Raw genomic sequence first — 18,989 nt, 5'->3', positions numbered from 1 at the left:
GATGCTCTCCTGTAACAAGCTTTTGATTGGACTTAAACCACCCGATGACAAATCAATACTACGATTTTTTCACAAAGTCATTGAAAGCATTATAGGTTCCTCCGCTTTGCTGAGCTTCCATTTCTTTCTGCATCTGCATTTGCTGAGCAATCCAGTTTCTTCCCATCTCCTGAAGTTGAGTGTGGGCATGAGCAAAGAACATTTTGTATGAGGTACAGAAACGCGGCATTCCATTATCCATAGGATCTTTGATTCTGTCTTTTGTACAACCTCCAAAACAGTGTTTCAGGTAACTACAGCTCTTACATTTACGCGGCAATTTGGCTTTCATGCAACCAAACTGATGCTGCTTTTTGGAGTTTAGCATGTTGATGATTCTCCCTTGCTTGATGTTTCCCAATTTCCACTGAGGTTCCACAAAGAAATCACAAGCATATACATCGCCGTTGTGCTCGATTACCGTATATACTCCACATTCCTTCTGCAGTGTACATTCTGGTGCTGGTATTCCCACATAGGTGTGGAAAAGTGAATCGAAATGACGAACCGATGTAGTAGGAATTCCATTTTGGAAATCATTGATCCAAAGATCCCAAAGCTTACAAAGTACTTCTCCGTACTTTTCAGGCGAAAGCGAAAAAGATGCAGCCGCTCTAGGGTTCTCCTTATCTGTCTCAACAATAGGAATGAACTGCATAAAATCGAAGCCCATTTCCTTGTGATAATTGTAGATCTCTTCGATATGATCCGCTGAATTATCAGTCAAACAGCTCAGTACATTTGTAGCCACTCCCTTGTCCAATAACATTTTGGCATTTTTCGAGACAATCTCCCAACTTGGTTTTCCATTTGGAGTAAGACGATAATGATCGTGAATGTGTTGTGGTCCATCCAATGATAAACCTACCAGCCAATTGTACTCTTTTAGGAATTCGGCCCACTCTTCATTCAACAATAAGCCGTTGGTTTGCAAACCATTCCCAACAGTTTTCCCGTTTCCGTATTTCTGTTGAAGTTCAATCACTTTCCTGAAAAAGTCCAGTCCCATTAAGGTAGGTTCTCCTCCCTGCCATCCAAATGACACTTCCGGTCCTGATTGTTCCATAACCTGGCGGATTAACATCTCCAGGGTTTCCTCATCCATACGGTGAACCTTCTGTTGGTGATAAAGACCCGCTTTTTCCAAATAAAAGCAATAGGTACAGCCTAAATTACAATCCGGTCCCGAAGGCTTAATCAAAACTGAGTTTAGTTGTTTTTTAATCATTTCATCTACTATTCTATCGTCAGAAGCTTCTGTATTGTACAGAGTCTTCTAATGTATTCATATTTTTATCACCTCACGCATTCACTTGCGAAGGAGAATGATTTTTTAATGTATGTGTAGGCTATTCCTGGGAAGTGTTTGTTTGTCGCGTAAAACTACATACTATATTTCAAAATCGAAATACAAGCTGTAAAAAATACGGACAATACCAGCCAATAAACCTGATACTAAATTACCAATAGAAATAATAGTAAAAGTAGATTTTCCGTTCAGTCAGGCGGTATGAATGGTTCAATTCGCTGCTATTTCCCTATCCAACTTCCCAAAGGCTCCAGTATTCGAAAAGTTCGCATACTTTGCATTAAATTTGGCAACATGTTTTCATATACCTGCCGATATTCTTTCGCATTCAGGTGGTTCTTTTCAAATGCCTCCATACTTGGTTCGTTCCACCTTTCATAAATGGTAAATCGGGAAGGATCTTCTGCGTCCTGATGTAGAAATGTACTTACAAAGGTGTCTTCTTCGGCCATTTTATTGAGTACCTGCAAAGCAGCTTTCTTCCAGTCCTCAACCTTATCTGGTTTAATGTGAAAATTCACATAGAAGATCAAATCATTTTCTGATGGCTTTACATTTGCACTAATCCAATAGGCCAATGGTTTTAACAGGTGAATCTTTCTGGGAGTTTCACTTATCAAAGGCAGTCGCTTCTCATATTCTTTTCGATAATCTTTTCCTTCCATTTGATAGGTCATAAAAGCATCCTTCGAAGAATCCGTCCATCGTTCATACATGGAAAAACGCCCCTCACTTTCTGCATACTGGTGCACAAAAGCACTCACAAAACTATCTTCCTGAGTCATGTTTTCAACAACGTTCATTAATCGTTCCTGAAACTCATTTATAAATTCTGGCTTGATATGATATTTCACATAGAATACCAGGTCATTGGGATTAGCATATTCATCAGTCATCTTTGATTCTTTTAATTTATTTTTGTTCTCATTAATTTACAACGATTTGAATCAAAGGGCAACCTACTTTCCATTATTTGCTCAATATCAATTGCCCTAAAAAATAACAGCCCGCTGTTTCATTTAAGAAATCAGCGGGCTGACTAGCCAATCTATAAATCTGAGTTCGATTAATCGTATGTTTCCAAATCGATAATCTTCAATGAAGAAATTGTATTCTCCAATTCACTACTAAAACTGCGTGTTGTCCTTGTATATTCATGCGCAGTTCCAGCAAATCCTTTCCCGGTATATGCAATCACTTTAAATCCCCAGGGAACCATAAGTGAGGAAATTTTATTGTCAAAGTCCATTGCCTGCAATTCAGCCTGATCATATTCACCTGGACTTAAACGTAAACTTTCACCTTGGTAGCCCTCTCCAGAATAAAGAGCAACTTTTTCTGTATCCAATATGACATCACGTACCGGAATTCCACCATATTCTCCCTCCGGATACCATTTTAGGTTCAGGTAATCGTAATACTTATCGTCGGTATTTACACACCAGGGCACTCCAATTTTTGCCAATTCGCGAACAAAGAACGTCGCAAACTGAACCTGAGCAGGAATATCATACTCATTCCCCTTGTTGTAGTTTCCGGCCATCCATGCTCCAAACCATGTGGAACGGCCAGTTTGTTCCATGTATTCCGCTGCAGATTGAAAGTGATCCAACACCAACTGTCGCTCTTCCCGAGTTCCTGTTGTCCATTGTTTATTCCCTTCCAAAGCAGGTCCGGCAGCATAGCAGTGCCATTCCATCATTACAAAGGGATCCGATTCATCGGGCAACTGAATATACTGCAAATTAGCAGGCTTCGACAATCCTATAGGAGGTACAATGATAATTCGATAAGGATTTGATTCGCGAATAGCAGGAATAATATCTGCATAGAATTCATTCAACAACTGGTGGTCTTTTTTCAAATTACCATTCAACTCAACAAATAGGTTGTACACCAACAGTTCAGAATAGTCTTTGTACCGCTCAGCAACGGTACGCCACCAATCAACCGTAACTTGCTTTGCCTGCTCCATATCCTCTCCTTCTTCCGCATCGTGACCATGGAAGGCCAATACAGGAATTAATCCATGTTTCAGACACTGATTGATATGCTCATCCAAGTGGGAAAACAGATCTTCAGTAGCTGGTTTATTTACACGAATTCTAACCATTGTAAAACCTGCCTCGGCAATATCAATCACCTTCTGCTCACTATGATTTTGGATGTACTTATTGAATTCGGACCATGCAACATCGAAGCCCTTTCCCATTTGAGCAACCAATTCGTCAGGATAAAGCACTCCTTCTATCCGGTCTTTATCCGTTGTATCATCCTTGTGGTCATCAGAATTTCCATCTTCGATATTTTCTTCCACCTCTTCGGCAACATCTTCAATACCGGACGATCCTGAGCATGCACAAAAAGCAAACATGGGAAGTAGAAACAAAAGTAGTTTCAGGTAGCTGTTCAGCACTTCTTTTCTCTTCATAACATTTTACAATTAGTTCCTCACCTGCGATTGAAAAAACTCAACACTCATGGCCTTCATTTCATCATACGCCTCGGTATACTTTTTATCCTTAAGCAGATTACGAGTTTCCAACTCGTCTTTCTGATAGTCGTAAAGTTCCTCGGCAACAATCAAATCTTTATTGAAAGCTTGTGTCGTTCTAAAGTTTTCTCCCATCCAAACCACATAACGATATCTATCGGTACGGAATGCATAGCCCATTGCTTTTCCTCTTCGGAACTGGCTTACCGAGTATTCCTTAACAGATTTTTTCTCTCCAGTAAGTAAAGGCACAAGGCTGGTTCCAGCTAAATTTTCCGGCTCTTCGATACCTGAAAGCTCACAAAGTGTTGGAAAAATATCTACAAACTCCGATGGAGCATTCACTTTTGTTCCTTTCTGTGATTCAGGTGCAGAAAAGATTAATGGAGAACGTGTTGCCTGTTCAAAGTTGGAATGTTTACACCAAAGACCATGATCTCCCAGATGCCATCCATGATCGCCCCAAAGAACAATTACCGTATTCTCTCTTAATCCAAGAGAATCCAATGCATCCAACACCTTACCTACCTGTGCATCCATATAAGAAACCGATGCATAGTAACCATGAATCAACTCCCTTTGTTTCTCTTCAGGAAGCAAATCCGGACCTATATCTGAGAAAGACTTCAATTTAGGAATATCGCTATACGACTGAATTTCTCCTGACTTGTGATAAGCTATTTTAGGCCCGTTCTTAGAAAACTTCTGATAAGGAGCCAAAGGAAGCTCATTTCTATCGTACAGATCCCAATACTTTTTAGGAGCCACAAATGGCAAGTGTGGTTTCTTAAAACCAACCGCTAAAAAGAAAGGCTGTTCCTCTTTCGATAATCTCTCTAATCGGTCGATGGCAGATAATGCCAATACTCCATCTACATAAGCATTATCGGGAACATCCACACACTCTGTGGAAGGCTTGATACGCTTCATCACATATTTGTTTAAAGCACCTCCTTTTTTGTTCTTCTTTCTGCCTTCCGAGGCATAGAAGGCTACTTTTTCTTTGGTTTCTTTAGACTGGTAATGACCTAAAACCTCTTCTCCCAACTCTTGATCTCTATACTTATCGTCTCCGCTAAAAGCAAAACTTTCGCTCCAGGAAACCTTATCATGCTTTGCATCTACACTACGGCGATCGTAAATCTTACCAACACCTGTAGTTGTGTATCCCTGATTTTTAAAATACTGTGGTAAAGTCAAAATATCAGGATTTTTATCTCTGATCTTCGTTTTTAAATCCCACACCTTGGTACTATCAGGGCGTACACCTGTTAGCAAACTAGCTCTTGATGGAGCACAAACCGCTTGCTGACAGTGGTTGTTCATAAAAACGACACCTTGTTTTGCAAGTCGATCTATATTGGGAGTTTTCATTTGCTCCACACCATAGCATTCCAAAACAGGTTTCAAATCATCCACAGCAATGAAAAGAACATTTTTCTTTTCCTGTGCTTGTCCTAGCAATGGCATAACTGCCATTGCAAGACCTATTCCTTTTTTTATGATATGCTTATTCATGGTTTTAGTTATAGTGTATTCTATGTAAGTCTAATTTATTGTCAAAAATGGAAATTTTATAGCAACCAGCGGTCAGCTTATAGCTGACTGCTGTTATCTCCCAAACTGCTTTTTAATCCACTCTCCGGTTTCAGTCAACTGATCCCATTTCTGACGCACACCACTTCCTGGTTTAAATACCGATGAAGCTTCTGGTTTGTCGCTCAAATTCCAGTTCATCCAACTAATTTTAAGCTGCTCCGGATTGTTTCCTGCCAGGATATCCAACCAGATTCTGGCACTCTCGTAATCATTTCCATCATCTCCATTGTAGCTACTGGTACCCCATTCCGAAACGAATACCGGAATTTGTTGAATGGCCTCGATAAATGCCTTCCTGTTTTTGTGACTCTTGGCATAAAAATGAAAAGTATACATGATATTCTCAAAATTCAAAGGATCCTTAGCCGCCGCTGCTAGGTTTGAACTCCAATCAGGTGTTCCCACCAGGATAACGGTTTCCTTATCATTTTTACGAATTAATGGAATAATCACATTTGCATATTTCTTCACCTCTTCCCAAGTCGTTTTATTGGGCTCATTGCAAATCTCATAAATCACATGATCCTTCCCTGCATGGGTTTTCGACATGTGCTCCCAGAAAACTTTTGCATCATCCAGCACTTTATTTGGATTTCCTGAATCCATGGCATGCCAGTCAATAATACAATACAGCCCTAATTCTTCTGCCAGACCTACCAACTCATCAACTTGCTTGGTATAATACGCCGGATTGTCTTTATAGTTCTTTGGATACAAAGCGAATCGCACTGCATCAACCTTCCAGTCTTTGGCTAAAACTTCCATAGAACTTCTGTTCATACAGTGTGCAAACCAATACAAACCATGGGAACTCATCCCCTTGATTTGAACAGCACTACCATTTTCATCGCACAACTGACGACCAACAACTTTTAATTTTCCGTGTTTCTTAACCGGAGCTTTTGCTAGGGCTGCTCCGCATACAAACAGAGCAGCTATTAGAATAAGAATTTTTTGTCTCATACTTATTTATTTCTAGGGTTATCCCATTATTACTTCAACCTGATATTCTTTGCCTTCTTCGCCAACAGGTAGCTTGTTTCCTTCAATAATTTCACCGTTTATTTTTAGGCAGGCAATCCCTTTCATTACACGATTAGGGTTTGAAACAGAGATGTTATAAACCGCACCTCTGAAATTTCTTACAACCTTAAAACCTTCCCATGAATCCGGGATACAAGGATCTACTGTCAAACCATCGATTTCTGGTCGAATTCCCAATAAGTATCTTGTTGCAGCATAATAGGCCCAGGTAGCTGTTCCACTCAACCATGGTAAACGGGAAGAACCAAAACGCTTGCTAAAGATACTGTGTGTAGACTGTGCGTATACATATGGCTCAATTTCTCTTACCTCGGCCAAATCGTTATATGCTGCAGGCAAGTAGCTCTTATAATACTTGTATGCTCTGTTTCCATTTCCCAGCATACTTTCAGCCATTACTCCCCAACCTTGCGTATGGTTGAAAATCCCAGCATTCTCTTTCATTCCAGGGTTGAACAATACGGCACGAACAATATCAAAATTTGATTTTTCGAATGGTGGTGCACACAACATGATCCCATAATCAGTATACAAATCGTCGTGAACGACATTCATTGCCTTTTCGGCTTTTTCCCTATTGGCATGACCACTAATTACAGCCCAAACCTGCGGATTCATGAAAATATTACCTTCTTCATTCTCTTTGGCTCCAAAACGGAATCCTTTATCGCTGAAGGCACGAACGTAACGATCTTCATCCCAGCAATGCTCTTCCAGACTCTTATCCAGAATTCTTAACTCCTGCTCTGCCCATTCCACTTCTTTTGTCAAGCCCAGTTTTTCGGCAACCTCACTGTATTTGGCCAAAGCATAACGCAATTGGAATGCTACAAACACCGATTCACCTTCATATCCCAAGACCAGGCAATCATTCCAGTCGGCAGCCAATCCACAAGGAATACCGTGAGCTCCTGAACGCTCTAAATTAAACTCAATGGCTCTTCTTAAATGCCCAAGTACAGTATCTTTTCCCTTATCAGCATAGGGTAGTTCTTTTAGGTAGAAATCAAAATTCCCGGTTTCATTTACATACTCAGGAATGGCATTGAACAACCACAAACAATCATCAGAACGGTATTCATTTGCATCAGGCTCTTTCTCTTCTCCTGGCTTATGAGCAAATGGCTTCACTACTGGCATCGCACCTCCGGTTGAAGCCTGACCTGTTATCAAAAGTTCCAAACGTTCTCCCGCCTCTTCAGGAACAGAGTGCATCACTCCCAACATATCCTGTACTGAATCACGATAACCTAAACCATCACGAACTCCAGCATAAACTAAACTGGCAGCTCTTGACCATGCATAAGTGATTTGACAGTTATATGGACTCCAAACATTTAACATGCTGTTGATATCAGCATCAGGAGTTTCAACTTGCATCACTTCTAAACGACTGTGCCAGTAATTCTTTAACTCTTCCAATTCATTTTTCAGAATCGATAGGTCTGTATATTTCTCTTTTACTTCAGCACCTTCTTTTTGGGCACTTCCAATTCCCATAACAATGGCGAACTCAACAGATTCTCCTGGCTGCAAACAAATGTCTGTTTGTAAAACCCCACAAGGATTTCCTCCTTCGGCCAGTGAGCCTGCGCATTCACCTTTTTGAACAACCTCAGGATTACCATAGCCATTGTATCTGCCTATAAATACATCCCTATCAGTATCATAACCTGAAACCTCTGCACCTACCATGGCAAAGAAAGTATGACGTTGCTGATCCTTCTGCTGAAAATCCTCAGGCATTTCAGGCATATTGATATTCGATCCATGATCGATGATCCCATCAGCAACCGACATTTTTGCGATGTACTGCGTGTACTGCAAGTTGCCTAAATCATCTCCGGCATTCCAGTTACAGGCATACTCTACAAAAGGGAAAGCTCGTAGGTTTCTTGTCACCTTCCCCTTATTGGTAAGCTTCACCATCCATGCTTCATAAGCCTTTCCTCTGGGAACAAAGTAGGTTACCTCTGAGGCTAAACCTTTATATTCTGAACTAATTTTTGTGTAAGCTGTTCCGTGTCGGCACTCGGTTTTAAATTGCTCCAACGACTTTCCAACTGGTTGCCAGGAGGCAGACCAAAAATCATTGGAATCCTTGTCATGAAAATACAAATAACGCCCTGCCTGATCCATAGGAACAGAGTTGAAACGCAATCTGGTAAATCGTCCCTGAGCAGCTGATTTGTAAAAGCTGTATCCTCCTGCATTATTAGTTATAATAGCTCCGTAGTTTGTATCTCCCAGGTAGTTGGTCCATGATGCCGGAGTATCCGGTCGTTCCACTACATATTCTTTATTCTTATCGTCAAAATATCCGTACTTCATTTTCTTCAATCTCTAGTTATTAGTAGCTAGTTTCTTCTTTAATTCTATTGATAGTTTATCGCCAAAGCTTTTGGCACCTTCCACATTAAAGTGAACGGCATCTTTCAGGTCTGCAAGTTTCGAAATCTCTTCTCCCCTGATAAGAAAAATGTTCCCATCTCCCTCCTGTTGAAATTTTTCCACTACCTGAGTCATACTCTTTCTAAAATCTGCAATACTCTCCCCACTCTTTTTACTGCGCAGCGTTTTTGTATGGGTTGGTGTAATACAGAACAGCTTGGTAAGGCTGTGCTTTTCACGTATGGTTGTCAGGAAATTCTCCAATCTTTTGCTGTATTCTTTCGCTGATATTCCCTCTCCATTATAGTCATTGTATCCTATCAGGATGGTCATGTAATCGATCTTGGAAAAGTCATCCCTGATCATTTCCGCCATAGGCACAGAAGTTTTCCCACCTCCTACTGCCAGGTTATACAAGTCCCAGTTCATTTCCCGGGACAATAAAAAAGGATAGGTTTGATGGCTTGCCTGCTGTCCGGTACCATGAGTAATGGAATTCCCGTAAGCCACATAAACGGGCTTCTCTTCCGATTTAATTTCTTTCAAGTCGTATCCTTCTTCCAATTCAATATTCACCAGACCTACATTGGCCCAGTTCGGAAGACTGATTTCATATGTGACCTCTTCACCTTTATGCGCTGATTCTATATCAAAGGATAATAAGGGTCCCTCTTTTTTACCAAAACTCTTGGCCTCTCTAAATTCTTTATTTTCAAAAATTCCAAACACAAGCCCCCTATTGTCTCCTTCCAATACTTTAAAGTTGACTTTTACCTTTGGACTGGCTGTTTTAAATGACACAATAACACCTGTTGTTGTTTGCGCTTTTACAGGACTAAACTTGCTTTTGGATTTCGCCATCGCCAATAGGTTGGCTGAATGACGAGGAAACACCATCACTCCATTCTTCATGTAATGGTATTTACTTCCTTTAATTTTAACCAAGGGATGATTGGCTGCAACAACATTACCTTTGGCCAAAGACAGTAATTGCGATACCGTTACAAACTGATATCCTTCCGACTTTAACTGAGGAAGTATCTGCTTCAATGCTTTGATAGTATGTTGTCTCTCATGACAAAGAATGATCGCTCCGGAATGAACATCATCCATGATTCGTTTTACGATTCCTTCAACAGGTACATCTTTCTTTGCATCCCTGGCATAAACGGAAGCATTCACAGCTTTCAAACCAAGAGATTCCAAACTACCACTATTCAGCATATCATACTTTAAAAAAGGAGCACGATACAAGCTCGGCGAGTATCCCAATTCTTTTTGTATCATATCCTGAAACCCTTTAATCTCCTGTATCGATTCATCGGCCGTAGTAGTTCCTGACGGACGCTTATGAGTCATGCTGTGGTTGCCTATTTCATGCCCTCTTTGTAATACTTCTTTGGCTAAGGCTGTATGCTTCGATAAGCTTTTCCCAATAGCGAAGAAGGTGGCTTTTCCATCTGCTTTCTCAAACAAATTCATGATTTCAGCAGTAGTCTGTGGATTCGGCCCATCATCAAATGTGAAAGCGACCAATTTCTGCTTTGTCTTAACAGATTGTAAAGGTTCAATTGTCTGGCTCATGACAGACAAAGCTGCCAGCAGGAAAATTCCAATCGAAATAATTAATCTCTTACTCATGCAATTCAACTTTTCAAGTTCGAACTAATTCAAGTGAATGAGGGGCTGCTAAATCGAGTACGTCAATACCGACTGTGCTCTACCAAATAACAAAACCTCTACGCCTTGCAGCCCCTATTCAATTTACAATTAAAACTTAGGCCTTTACTCTTCTTAATTTCAACTCCTCTTCTACCTCGCCTAAAAATTTCTCATCGAGCTTGTAAAACAGCATAAAGATGGCTGCCAACACACTTCCTGCAGCAGGTATCAAACTCATCATTAGCTGAATTCCAGTTAAAGCACCTTCTGCCTGCTCAACATTGGCCTTGAAACCAAATGCAGCCAATAACCATCCTGCCAATGCACCACCAATGGTCCATCCAAACTTTTGTGCCATGGTCGATGCCGACATTACCAGTCCTGTAGCTCTTCGCCCAGTTTTCCACTCTGAATAGTCTGCCGCATCGGTATACATGGCAAACACCAAAGGTGCCGTTGGCCCAAATACGAAACTGATCAATACCTGTAATACAAACATTGCTACAATATCGTCCTTGCCAACAAAATAGAAGGCTACGGTTAAGACACTGGTAAGTATCATGCTATAGATGTAGGCTCTCTTTTTTCCGAAAGTTTTCGACAACCACTCTGTTAAGGTGATAGATGCAATGGTTGCAATGGTACCTGCAATCATAAAGCCTGAGGCCAGGGCATCATTCCCCACATAGTATTTAAAGTAATACATGATGGCACCATTTCGAACGGAAACATAGGATAAGGTGAAGATTCCCAGCACAAACAAAATCCACCAAGGCTTGTTGGCTGCCAAATCTTTGATGTCATCTTTAAGTGATGTTTTTTGCTCTTTTGCAGGTTGAACTCTCTCCTTGGTAGTAACAAAAGTGATCAGGAACATGATAACAGCCAGAGTGGCCAAAACAATCATGGCCCACATAAAACCTTTGCGTTCATTCACCACACTTACTTTTAGTTGAACCTTGCTTAAATCAACACCTTCAATATAATCGGCAACAGGTACCGTTCTCTTTTCAAACCCCTTTTGCAAGGCAAGCAATCCACCTGCAGTATCTGCTTCGGCAAACATTTCAGGAGTAAGCACACAAACTGATATTTTACCTTCAACTGGCTCTTCACCCGGGACAATAGCTTCCAATTCAATTTTAGATGTTCCCGTTCCTTTTTCAGTGATCACAATTTCATTCTGAATCTGCTCTGCTATCACAACAGAATCATCGTTTCCTCCAAATTGTTGAACCAAAGGAAGAGTAATCCCCTGCACAATAAAAGCCCCGGCAAAAGCAAAAATAAATCGATACTGAGAAAAGCTCGTACGCTGAATAGGATTGGAAGAAACCACCCCCATCAAGGCAGAGTAAGGAATATTGATAGCCGTATACACCATCATCATAAGTGTATAGGTAATGTATGCATATACAATTTTACTGGCTACAGACCAATCGGGAGTAGTAAATGTTAACACTCCGATAATTCCAAATGGAATGGCCAACCACAGAATATATGGTCGAAACTTTCCCCACTTGGTATTGGTTCTGTCCGATAAAATCCCCATTAAAGGGTCGTTTACTGAATCCCAAATTCTGGTCACCAGAAACATGGTTCCGGCAGCTGCAGCAGGAATACCGAATACATCTGTATAAAAATACAGAAGAAACAGCATGAAGGATTGAAAGAACAGGTTCGAGGCCGTATCCCCTAAACCGTATCCAATCTTTTCTTTGATATGTATTTTTTCGTTATTCATAGAATTTCGTTTGGTTAAAAAGTCTTGTCTATATTGTATTTCAATAGCCCGAACCTGAGGCAGACAAATTGTCTGTCCCAAGCCGGGCTATCCACTGTATAGTTAATTATTACTAAGCATTGATTTTGTTCTTGCTTTTATCCCATAACAACTTTCACCTTATTACAGGTTCCTTTATCCATTACAGGAATTACATTGGTATCCAATTTCTCATCATTCAACCAAATCTCTTTAACTCCTTTAGAAACACCCTCAGGATTCACAATCTCAATCTGGTAGTTTGCATCACGAAACTTACGGTTCACGGTATAGTTTTTCCATTCTTCAGGGATACAAGGATCTATTTTAATTCCATTATAGTCTGGCTGTATTCCCAGGATATACTGAACAACTGCATAGAAATTCCATGCTGCTGTACCTGACAACCAGCTGTTTTTACCTTCACCTGGTTTGTAGGCATCCTTACCTGCAATCATCTGGCAATACACATAAGGCTCTACCTTATGAAGTTCCTGAACCTCCTCTAAGTAAGAAGGACAGATTTGCTTAAAGTAATTCCAGGCTTCCTTACCGCGACCAATCTTGGTTTCCCCGATAATAATCCATGGGTTGTTGTGACAGAAAATTCCGGCATTCTCCTTGTATCCGGCAGGATAAGTTGAGATTTCGCCATATTCAATCATATACTTGCTGAAAGCAGGATTATTCAATACGATACCGTAAGGTGTATTCAATCTCTCCTTTACACTGTTCAATGATTTCTCTACCATGCCTTCTTCGATTCCGATTTCAGCCATGGAGCACCATCCCTGAGATTCAATAAAGATCTTTCCTTCTTCATTTTCGTCAGATCCCACTTTGTTTCCATGGAAATCGTAAGCACGAAGGAACCATTCTCCATCCCAACCTTTGGCTTTAACAGCTTCTTTCATTGCATCCACAGCTTTCTGTGCACGCTCAGCTTCTTCTGTTTTGCCCAGTTGCTTACATAGATCGATATAGTCGTTTCCATAAACAACAAACAAACCTGCAATCATCAATGATTCAGCTTTAGAACCTTCAGTGTTGTTCTCAGTTGTTTGGAAAGACTCATTCGGATTGGTTGAGAAACAGTTTAAGTTCAAACAGTCGTTCCAGTCAGCTCGTCCGATCAATGGCAAGCCATTTGGTCCTAAATTGTTAATAACATGATCGAAAGAAACCGTTAGGTGATTAAACAAAGGCTGAGCTAAGCTTTCATCATTATCAAATGGTACCATTTCATCAAGGATAGAAAAATCACCACTTTCTTTGATATAGCTAACAGTTCCTAAAATCAACCACATTGGATCATCGTTAAATCCTCCACCGATAGCATCGTTACCTCTTTTGGTAAGTGGCTGATACTGGTGGTAACATCCTCCATCAGGAAACTGAGTAGAAGCAATATCGATGATTCTCTCACGGGCACGTTCAGGAACCTGGTGTACAAATCCGATTAAATCCTGGTTGGAATCACGGAATCCCATACCACGTCCGATACCTACCTCGAAGAAAGATGCTGAACGAGACATGTTAAAGGTAACCATACACTGGTATTGGTTCCAGATGTTTACCATTCGGTTCAACTTATCATCCTCGTGATCAAGAGTAATAATACTCAATAAGTTCTCCCAGTAAGCTGCTAGTTCTGCCAAGGCAGCATCTACTTTTTCACCAGTATCAAATTTGGCAATCTGTGCCTTTGCTTTTGTCTTATTGATAACGCCTTTGCTCTCCCACTTGTCGTCTTCAGCATTCTCAACGTATCCCAAAACAAAAATCAAATCTTTACTTTCGCCTGGCTGCAACTCAATCTCGAAATAGTGAGATGCAATTGGAGACCATCCGTGGGCTTCAGAATTGCGAGGAGCTCCATCTAAAACAGCCTGTGGCCCTGAAGCTTCATTATACAACCCCATGAATGATTCACGGTCAGTATCATAACCATCGATATCGGCATTTACATGATAAAACGCAAAGTGATTTCTACGTTCCTTGTATTCTGTTTTGTGGTACAATGTTGAGCCATCAATCTCTACTTCTCCGGTAGAAAGGTTACGCTGAAGATTGTTTTGATCATCCTCGGCATTCCACAAACACCATTCATTGTAAGAGAAAAGCTTAAACTTTTTAACTTCTTCACTCTTGTTGGTCAATTTCATTTTCTGAATCTCGCACCAATTCCCAAGTGGAATGAAAAGAGTAACTTCTGACTCCAGTCCATTTTTTTCACCTGTAATCTTGGTATAGCTCAAACCATGGCGACACTCATACTTGTCCAATTCTGTCTTTACAGGTTTCCATCCTGGCGACCAAATTGTGTCGTTGTCCTTGATATAGAAATAACGCCCACCGTTATCCATTGGCACGTTATTGTAACGGTACCTGTTCAAGCGACGAAACTTGGCATCCTTATAAAAACTGTAACCTCCTGCGGTATTAGAAACCAACGAGAAAAAATCCTCGTTACCTAAATAATTGATCCATGGAAATGGGGTATTGGGCTGAGTAATTACATACTCTCTTCTTTCATCATCAAAAAATCCGTACTTCATTTTCTTAGTCATTAATGTTTCTGTTGCCGATTGATCATTTTCGGGACAAAGAGTAGACCTTAACGAATAAGTTCTACTCTTTTCTAACCAACTAATTTCTACTTCTTAAATTCACCGAAAATTCCCGGCAAGTCGTTCAAATACTTTTTCAACTCTTTCTTCAATCCCTTTAACTTGGCGCTGTAAGCCTCGTTTTCATACAGGTTATCTTGTTCCTTAGGGTCTTTATTTAAATCGTAAAGCTGATCGGCATCGTAATAGTGCTTATAGCGTTTTGTTGAAGGGTATTCAGCATCACCACCTCCTGGTATCAACATCAAGTGTGAAAAAGGAAGACTTGCATCATCGAAATGGTATTTCAATTTGTTTGCGATACGGAAATTGTTCCAGTCATCCAACTTCTGCTGACGCTCTTTCATGCTCCAGTTCATGGCATACTCAGGGTAACGCAAAGCAATGTATTTGTGATTGTCCATTAACACCCCGCGAGAGAATCCCATTTCGAAATAAAGCGACTCGTGAATCTTTTCCTTCTTTCCATCCAGAATTGGCAAGAAACTTTTTCCATCAAAGGCTTTCACTTTTTCAACTTTTCCACCGGCCATATCGTAGATGGTTGGTGCAAAGTCGATGTTTGAAACCAAGGCCTCATTTCTATTGCCACACTTGAATCCTCCCTTTTTCCATACAATTGACGGGCTACTTACACCGCCTTCGTAAACCGATCCTTTAGCATACTGACCGTGATCGCTAAAGAAGAAAATGATGGTATTGTCTAACTTTCCTTCATCTTCTAGTCTTTGCATTAAAGCACCAAGAGCATCGTCAATCCACAATACATTGGCTTTGTTTTCAGGAATATTTCCCGGTGTTGCCAATCCTGCATCAATTAAACGCTGACCAATTGTCTCTTTGGCTGGCTGCACATTAGGTGCTTTATCCAAAATTCCTTCTGAGGTGATTCTGCGATCCGCATCCCAGGCCTGTTCTGCATTTGTTGGTCCGTGAGGAACAGTTGTAGCATAGTAAAGGAAGAAAGGCTGATCTTCTGCTTTATCCATAAAGTTCAAACTCTTCTCTGTAATCCAATCCAGATTGTGATATCTCAACTTTTCAGGTCCCAAATAGCTTGGGTTATCGTAATAATTTGCCCCGGCATAATCAAAGCCACACTTTTTCATGGCATCGGCAATCAGCTTGGCATTTCGTTTCAGTACTTTCACAGCATCCGGCGAAGTAGGATCCGTATCCAAAGGAAGTTTTCTCCAACCTTCTGCCTCAATTACATGATCTTTTCCGAAAAACCCTGTGGTATATCCCTGCTTCTTTAAAAGCTTGGCAATTGAATTCGATTTTGGGGTCATAAAAGAATTCCATTGCACAACAGTTTCTCCATCCATTCTCTTGGTATCCTTCAAAAACCCTTCGTTTTGAGCGCGACTTGCATACTGACCAGTCAAACAAGAAAAACGACTTGGCGTACAAACAGCTGAACTCACATGCTGTCCGAACATCACAGTTCCCTCCTTCGCCAAACGATCGATATTGGGGGTTAAGTTTTTCCCCTTCCCCTCTGGCAGACAATTAAATTGAAAACGTTCCATATCATCCGCGATAAAAAAGATGATATTTGGTTTTTCCTGCTGCGAGGCAATATGCTTCCCTGCCGAATCACCGGTTTTACTTACAGGTTCAGTAGCCTGAGCCTGGTTTTCTCCTGCCAATAAACAGAATGGCATCATCGCTAAACTTAAGCTCTTAGCTGATCTTGAAAAAAGACCTGTGCTTCTTCTTGTTTTTATAGTTTCGTTCATGTATTTGTTATTTTTTTCCTTCAACCAGCCTGCTTACTCTCAAATTCTATTTGCTTGAAAAAAACCTCAGCCAACTGAAAGATTTATCAATTATCTTTGAGTTTCGTTATCCTTTGTTCCTTATCGGCACAAACGATGGCACACTGTAGAAGGCCTCGTTTTTAACCTTTAAGGAACAGTAGCAAAAATAGATTGAGGGGAACGAAAGATGGTTCACTCATGAATCGGAAAGGTAGGTTTTACGATCTATCGGGATTGACCGCAAAAAAGAAGCTCACCTGGAAAAGCTAAATACCAGCCTACTACAGGGAAACCAAGGCTCCTTTTTCGATTTTCCAACTATGGTATTTGAATCCTTTAAAAGAAAATTGATGAACCAAAAACAGTAGTTTTTCAAGCTTTTTTTCAGGAAGGAAATAAGAATTACCAAATGATATTTTGAGTTTCAAATTCCATAAAGTGACTTCCAAGCGAAAATTTGGCACTCAAATTTTCATGAGATATACTTCCAAACGTTTAATCGATACTAAAAATTTTCTGGGACATACTTCCAGAAATTTAATCGATGCAAAAATATCCTGGGACATGCCTCCAGAGATTTAATCGATGCAAAAATATCCTGGGGAATACCTCCAGAAATTTAATCGTTTCAAAAATTTCCTGGGCATACCTCAAATAATTTAATCCTTACAAAAAGATCCAGGAACATACCTCCAGAAATTTAATCCTTACAAAAATCTCCTGGGACATACCCGCAAATCTCAAAAATGAAAAAACGCAGACATCGCTCATTGCTATATCTGCGTTATTGTATTTAAAATTCTGTTTTATTTCAATTCTGATCGGCTTTCAGACTCTCTTTAAAGTAGCCTTTACTCACTTGCTCCATTTCTTCTTTGGCCGAAGTGTAAGCACTGTCATCAATCAGGTTGCGGGTTTCCAAAGGATCCTTTTTATAGTCGTAAAGCTCTTTGGCAACAATCAAATCCTCACCAAAGGGACCAACCTCATCCTGTTTGAATTTGCTTTTGAACCATACCACATAACGATAACGCTCATTTCTAAAAGCATATCCCATAAGGTTCCCATTTCTGTGAAACTGACTCACGGCAACATCTTTCACCTTTTCCTTTTCTCCACTCATGATGGAAAGCAGACTTGTTCCATCAAGTTTAGCCGGGGTATTCACACCGCTTAACTCACAAAGGGTAGGAAAAATATCAACAAATTCGGTAGGCGAAGCATTGCTCCCCTTATATTTGTAACCATAGGAAACAATGAGTGGAGAACGTGTAGACTGCTCGTAATTGGTGTGTTTGCACCACATGTCATGGTCGCCCAAATGCCATCCATGATCGCCCCACAATACCACAATGGTATTCTCTCTCAATCCTAAATCATCTAACTGTTTCAACAACAAGCCCACTTGCTGGTCTATAAAGGATACACAGGCATGGTAACCATGAATCAACTCCAGTTGTTTGCTGTCCGCAATCTTCCCTTTTTTAGGAACATCTTCATACAAACTTCTGATTTCCCAACCTGGCTGATAGGCAAAGTCCGGTGCATTTTCGGGTTTTTCCTGGAAAGGATGCACTTTAAAATCATTTCGGTCATAGAGATCCCAATATTTCTTTGGAGCCACAAAGGGCAAATGAGGCTTATGAAAGCCTACGGCCAAAAAGAAAGGATTTGACTGCTGGGACAATTGCTGCATTAACTCATTTCCCCTCAACAAAATCTTCCCATCCACAGTTATGCTGTCGGCAACATCGGGAGCTTCGGTACTAATTCGTTTTTTGGAGTAGATCCATCCTTCTCCAATTGGGTTGGAACCTTCCAAAAGCTCGTAAGGTTCGCTCCACGAAAGGGAATCATGATGCTGATCCACTGAGCGAACATCGAAAACCTTCCCCACCGCTGCGGTGCTGTATCCATTGTTCTTGAAATGCTGCGGAAGCGTGGTGATATCAGGATTCTTATCGCGGATGAATGTTTTCAGGTCGTATATTTTCGTAAAATCAGGTCGCATTCCCGTTAGCAAACTGGCACGGGAAGGGCCGCACACCGCCTGCTGGCAGTGAGTATTTGTGAAAACTACTCCAGTTTGCGCCAAGCGATCGATGTTTGGCGTTTGTATCAGGCTATCGCCATAACAACCCAACATGGGTTTTAAATCATCAATGGCAATAAACAGGACATTGGGTTGTTGCTGATGAGTTTCCTGTACTTTTTTGCTTTGGCAGGATACCGCCAGCAAAGGCGCCAATGCCAAAACAGATGCTGGTTTCATTATAGAGTTAAAAAAGTTCTTCAT

11 protein-coding genes are annotated in these 18,989 nt (G+C 40.7%); all 11 read right to left on the bottom strand.

Annotated elements, in window-relative coordinates; all coding sequences use genetic code 11:
- Nucleotides 1-58: 58 nt before the first annotated feature.
- The gene (locus tag BXY64_RS06995; protein ID WP_120239180.1) at nt 59-1,267 is read right to left on the bottom strand and encodes an anaerobic sulfatase maturase; all 1,209 of its coding nucleotides are present in this window, start codon (nt 1,265-1,267) and stop codon (nt 59-61) included.
- A 302-nt stretch (nt 1,268-1,569) separates the two neighbouring features.
- On the bottom strand, nt 1,570-2,244 hold the full coding sequence (locus BXY64_RS06990) for a putative quinol monooxygenase (protein WP_120239179.1): 675 nt from the start codon (nt 2,242-2,244) through the stop codon (nt 1,570-1,572).
- 170 nt (nt 2,245-2,414) lie between these two features.
- Nucleotides 2,415-3,779, bottom strand: coding sequence for a glycoside hydrolase family 5 protein (locus tag BXY64_RS06985; protein ID WP_120239178.1), 1,365 nt, complete (start codon nt 3,777-3,779; stop codon nt 2,415-2,417).
- Between the two features lie 12 nt (nt 3,780-3,791).
- Nucleotides 3,792-5,360 carry a sulfatase gene (locus tag BXY64_RS06980; protein WP_120239177.1) on the bottom strand — a complete coding sequence of 523 codons (1,569 nt, stop codon included), beginning with the start codon at nt 5,358-5,360 and terminating at the stop codon, nt 3,792-3,794.
- 93 nt (nt 5,361-5,453) lie between these two features.
- Nucleotides 5,454-6,404 (bottom strand): glycoside hydrolase family 5 protein, encoded by a 951-nt coding sequence (locus tag BXY64_RS06975; protein ID WP_120239176.1) that lies wholly within the window; start codon nt 6,402-6,404, stop codon nt 5,454-5,456.
- Between the two features lie 18 nt (nt 6,405-6,422).
- A complete protein-coding gene (locus BXY64_RS06970) occupies nt 6,423-8,816 on the bottom strand; it encodes a GH36-type glycosyl hydrolase domain-containing protein (protein ID WP_120239175.1) in 2,394 nt (797 codons plus the stop codon).
- A 12-nt stretch (nt 8,817-8,828) separates the two neighbouring features.
- Nucleotides 8,829-10,517, bottom strand: a complete 1,689-nt coding sequence (locus tag BXY64_RS06965; protein WP_120239174.1) for a polysaccharide deacetylase family protein — start codon at nt 10,515-10,517, stop codon at nt 8,829-8,831.
- A gap of 136 nt (nt 10,518-10,653) precedes the next feature.
- Entirely contained in the window at nt 10,654-12,282 is a 1,629-nt protein-coding gene (locus tag BXY64_RS06960; protein WP_120239173.1) for an MFS transporter, read from the bottom strand.
- Between the two features lie 137 nt (nt 12,283-12,419).
- A complete protein-coding gene (locus BXY64_RS06955) occupies nt 12,420-14,858 on the bottom strand; it encodes a GH36-type glycosyl hydrolase domain-containing protein (protein WP_120239782.1) in 2,439 nt (812 codons plus the stop codon).
- Between the two features lie 98 nt (nt 14,859-14,956).
- A complete protein-coding gene (locus BXY64_RS06950) occupies nt 14,957-16,672 on the bottom strand; it encodes a sulfatase family protein (RefSeq protein ID WP_147375930.1) in 1,716 nt (571 codons plus the stop codon).
- An 832-nt stretch (nt 16,673-17,504) separates the two neighbouring features.
- Nucleotides 17,505-18,989 carry a sulfatase gene (locus BXY64_RS06940; RefSeq protein WP_120239170.1) on the bottom strand — a complete coding sequence of 495 codons (1,485 nt, stop codon included), beginning with the start codon at nt 18,987-18,989 and terminating at the stop codon, nt 17,505-17,507.

The organism is Marinifilum flexuosum, assembly GCF_003610555.1.
GTDB classification, from domain to species: Bacteria; Bacteroidota; Bacteroidia; order Bacteroidales; family Marinifilaceae; genus Marinifilum; species Marinifilum flexuosum.
This window is presented reverse-complemented; position numbering and strand designations above follow the sequence as displayed.